This window comes from Gilliamella sp. B2824, assembly GCF_026536245.1.
GTDB lineage: Bacteria > Pseudomonadota > Gammaproteobacteria > Enterobacterales > Orbaceae > Gilliamella.
Map to the genome: position 1 here is coordinate 1 of NZ_JAFNON010000024.1, position 2677 is coordinate 2677.

General features: G+C 33.5%; 5 protein-coding genes. All 5 read right to left on the reverse strand.

Features of this window, described 5'->3' with window-relative positions:
* Nucleotides 1-351 (reverse strand): zincin-like metallopeptidase domain-containing protein (locus J3U56_RS11855; RefSeq protein WP_267367908.1); only part of this gene is annotated, 351 nt, incomplete at its 3' end.
* A 3-nt stretch (nucleotides 352-354) separates the two neighbouring features.
* On the reverse strand, nucleotides 355-747 hold the full coding sequence (locus J3U56_RS11860; protein ID WP_267367902.1) for a hypothetical protein: 393 nt from the start codon (nucleotides 745-747) through the stop codon (nucleotides 355-357).
* 3 nt (nucleotides 748-750) lie between these two features.
* Complete coding sequence (locus J3U56_RS11865) at nucleotides 751-1035, reverse strand: hypothetical protein (RefSeq protein WP_267367903.1); 285 nt, start codon at nucleotides 1033-1035, stop codon at nucleotides 751-753.
* 437 nt (nucleotides 1036-1472) lie between these two features.
* Nucleotides 1473-2417, reverse strand: coding sequence for a zincin-like metallopeptidase domain-containing protein (locus J3U56_RS11870; RefSeq protein WP_267367904.1), 945 nt, complete (start codon nucleotides 2415-2417; stop codon nucleotides 1473-1475).
* On the reverse strand, nucleotides 2418-2677 hold a 260-nt coding region (locus J3U56_RS11875), incomplete at its 5' end, for a hypothetical protein (RefSeq protein ID WP_267367906.1).

A 2677-nucleotide genomic window follows, 5' to 3' on the forward strand; every position in this document is an offset into this window, starting at 1 on the left:
TTCTGCCTTTTGAACCTCTTTATCATCACCAAACTCTTTTAGATATATTTTAAGGTAAACTAAATTGTTTGTTTTATCTGATGAAGTTAGTGTTAAATCACAAAGCTTCATGGCTGATGTTTCGGCGACTAATTCATCTCTGGCGGCAAATAATTCTGCCTGTTCGTACGTTTTGGGTATTCTGTCTAATTCCCGACTGGTTGAATGTCCGATTTCATGAAAGATATCGTTATAGTATCCTTCGGCAGTCTCATACTGGGATTTATCGGGCATATGGATAGTATGTGATTTAGCATTATAACGAGGATTTGACGGGCTGTTATGTAAAACCTTAACTCCCTGACTTGCTATAAATTACTCTATTTTAAAATTTTCCTGCCACTGTTTTTCTGGCTTAATTGCTGGTGGAAGTTTATCAAAGGAGGCTTTATCCAGCTGCTCTACATTATAAAATTTAATATTTTCATAATACTCATTATCTTTATACAAATCACTTTCAAAAAAACTCTCTTTTTCATCCGGTTTTATCTGTAGATTATGAGTTTGTATTTCATCCTCAGTTAACCAACGAGTCTCTGAAAAACCCTTTTTATGCCCTTGTTTATATAAAAAATTAGCTTGATACACTTCTTGGGTATAGGGATTTTTAGGGTGATTAACATTGGTGGGGATAAAATTTGAAACCCTCTGACTTTTAGCTGTCAGCTCTATTTGCTCATAGAGATTATTTAAATTATCCACTTTCATTATTTACATCTCAATTAACCAAGAATACTCTAAACCTTCTTTTATATAGTCCCTGACAAAATCTAAGGTTACGATTTTTTCATAATAGTTATTGATTTTACGCCAGTCTTCAGCACGAAAAGTAAAACTATCTTTATATCTTTCATAAATATAAGACGTTAATTCATTGAGCTCCTGCAGGTAGTTGTCATGTTGCTCTTGTGTAATTAAATTTACCGCCAAAGCATGTCTGAATTCATTTTTCATGATGCTTTCAATTGTTTCAACACGTTCTTTTTGGTCCCGCATACTGTACTCCTTCGGTAGTTTGGTGATATTGACGGCTGAATTATAAACAATTTTTAAAAGGCGTCCAAGTGGAAAGGCTCGCTCGTTCACTGCGTGACTGCGACCTCCGCTTTGCTATTGACAATAGCAACACTGTGCAATTATTAACATAAAATGTAAATAACACTGTGTATAAAATTTAATTCAAGATCTAAATCAATACGTTAATTAGGTAAATAAAAAATAATCATTTTACCGTGGGAAAGTACGGTAAAGTTCGGGAGTCACTGAATATCCGAACTTATCTATGAGTTTAGTACCCATAATGGCGTTATGCTAACGACTTCGTAGGTCAACACTATACAATCTGCGACTTCAACATAACGCATTTCACATTATGCGCACTTTATTATATTGGAAATTTAAGCGTGCTATAACATTTCCAATTTTGATATCGTTTAATCCCCCAGTTCCAGGCCTTTTGATGTTATTTTTCCATGACTAATCGATTTTTCAGCTAGCTTTTTTCCGGCAATATCTAATGTCCGGTTTAACATTTGACTTGATATCGTTGTGTACTGCTTTTTAGCCGCTAAATATTTACTTTTGGTTAACGCCAACACCTTATTTGATTCAATCAATGCTGTGCCTAATTCTGCCTTTTGAATCTCTTTATCGTCACCAAATTCTTTTAGATATATCTTTAGATAAACTAAATTGTTTGTTTTATCTGATGAAATTAGCGTTAAATTACAGAGCTTCATCGCTGATGTTTCGGCGACTAATTCATCTCTGGCGGCAAATAATTCTGCCTGTTCGTACGTTTTTGGTATTCTGTCTAATTCCCGACTGGTTGAGTGTCCAATTTCATGAAAGATATCATTATAGTATGCTTCGGCAGTCTTATACTGGGATTTATCGGGCATATGGATAGTATGTGATTTAGCATTATAACGGGGATTTGACGGGCTGTTATGTAACACCTTAACCCCCTGACTTGCTATAAATTGCTCGACTTTTAAATTTTCCTGCCACTGTTTTTCTGGCTTAATTGCTGGCGGGAGTTTATCAAAGGAAGCTTTATCTAATTGTTCTACATTATAAAATTTAATATTTCGTAATTTTTCATTATCTTTATATAAATCACTTTCAAAAAAGTTATTTTTTTCATCCGGTTTTATCAGCAAATTGTGAGTTTGTATTTCATCTTCAGTCAACCAACGGGTCTCTGAAAATCCTTTTTGATGTCCTTTTTTATATAACCACTCTGCCTGATATATTTCTTGAGTATAAGGGTTTTTGGGATAGTTTGCATTGGTTTGTGTAAAGTTCGAAATTCCTTGATTATTATCAGTTTTCTGTATCTGCTCGAAAAGTTGATTAATATTATCTACTTTCATCATTTACATCTCTACAAGCCAACTGTCTTCTAACCCTTCTTTTATATAGTCTCTGACAAAATCTAATTCAATGATTTTTTCATAATAGTTATTGATTTTACGCCAGTCTTCAGCACGAAAAGTAAAACTATCTTTATATCTTTCATAAATGTAAGACGTTAATTCATTAAGCTCCTGGAGATAGTTGTCATATTGTTCTTGTGTAATTAAATTTAATTCTAATGCGTACTCAAACTCATTTTTCATGGTACTTTCAATTGTTT

Coding starts and splice junctions, on each gene's coding strand:
- J3U56_RS11870 (WP_267367904.1), bottom strand. CDS start 2,417: ATGATGAAAGTAGATAATATTAATCAACTTTTCGAGCAGATACAGAAA.
- J3U56_RS11865 (WP_267367903.1), bottom strand. CDS start 1,035: ATGCGGGACCAAAAAGAACGTGTTGAAACAATTGAAAGCATCATGAAA.
- J3U56_RS11860 (WP_267367902.1), bottom strand. CDS start 747: ATGAAAGTGGATAATTTAAATAATCTCTATGAGCAAATAGAGCTGACA.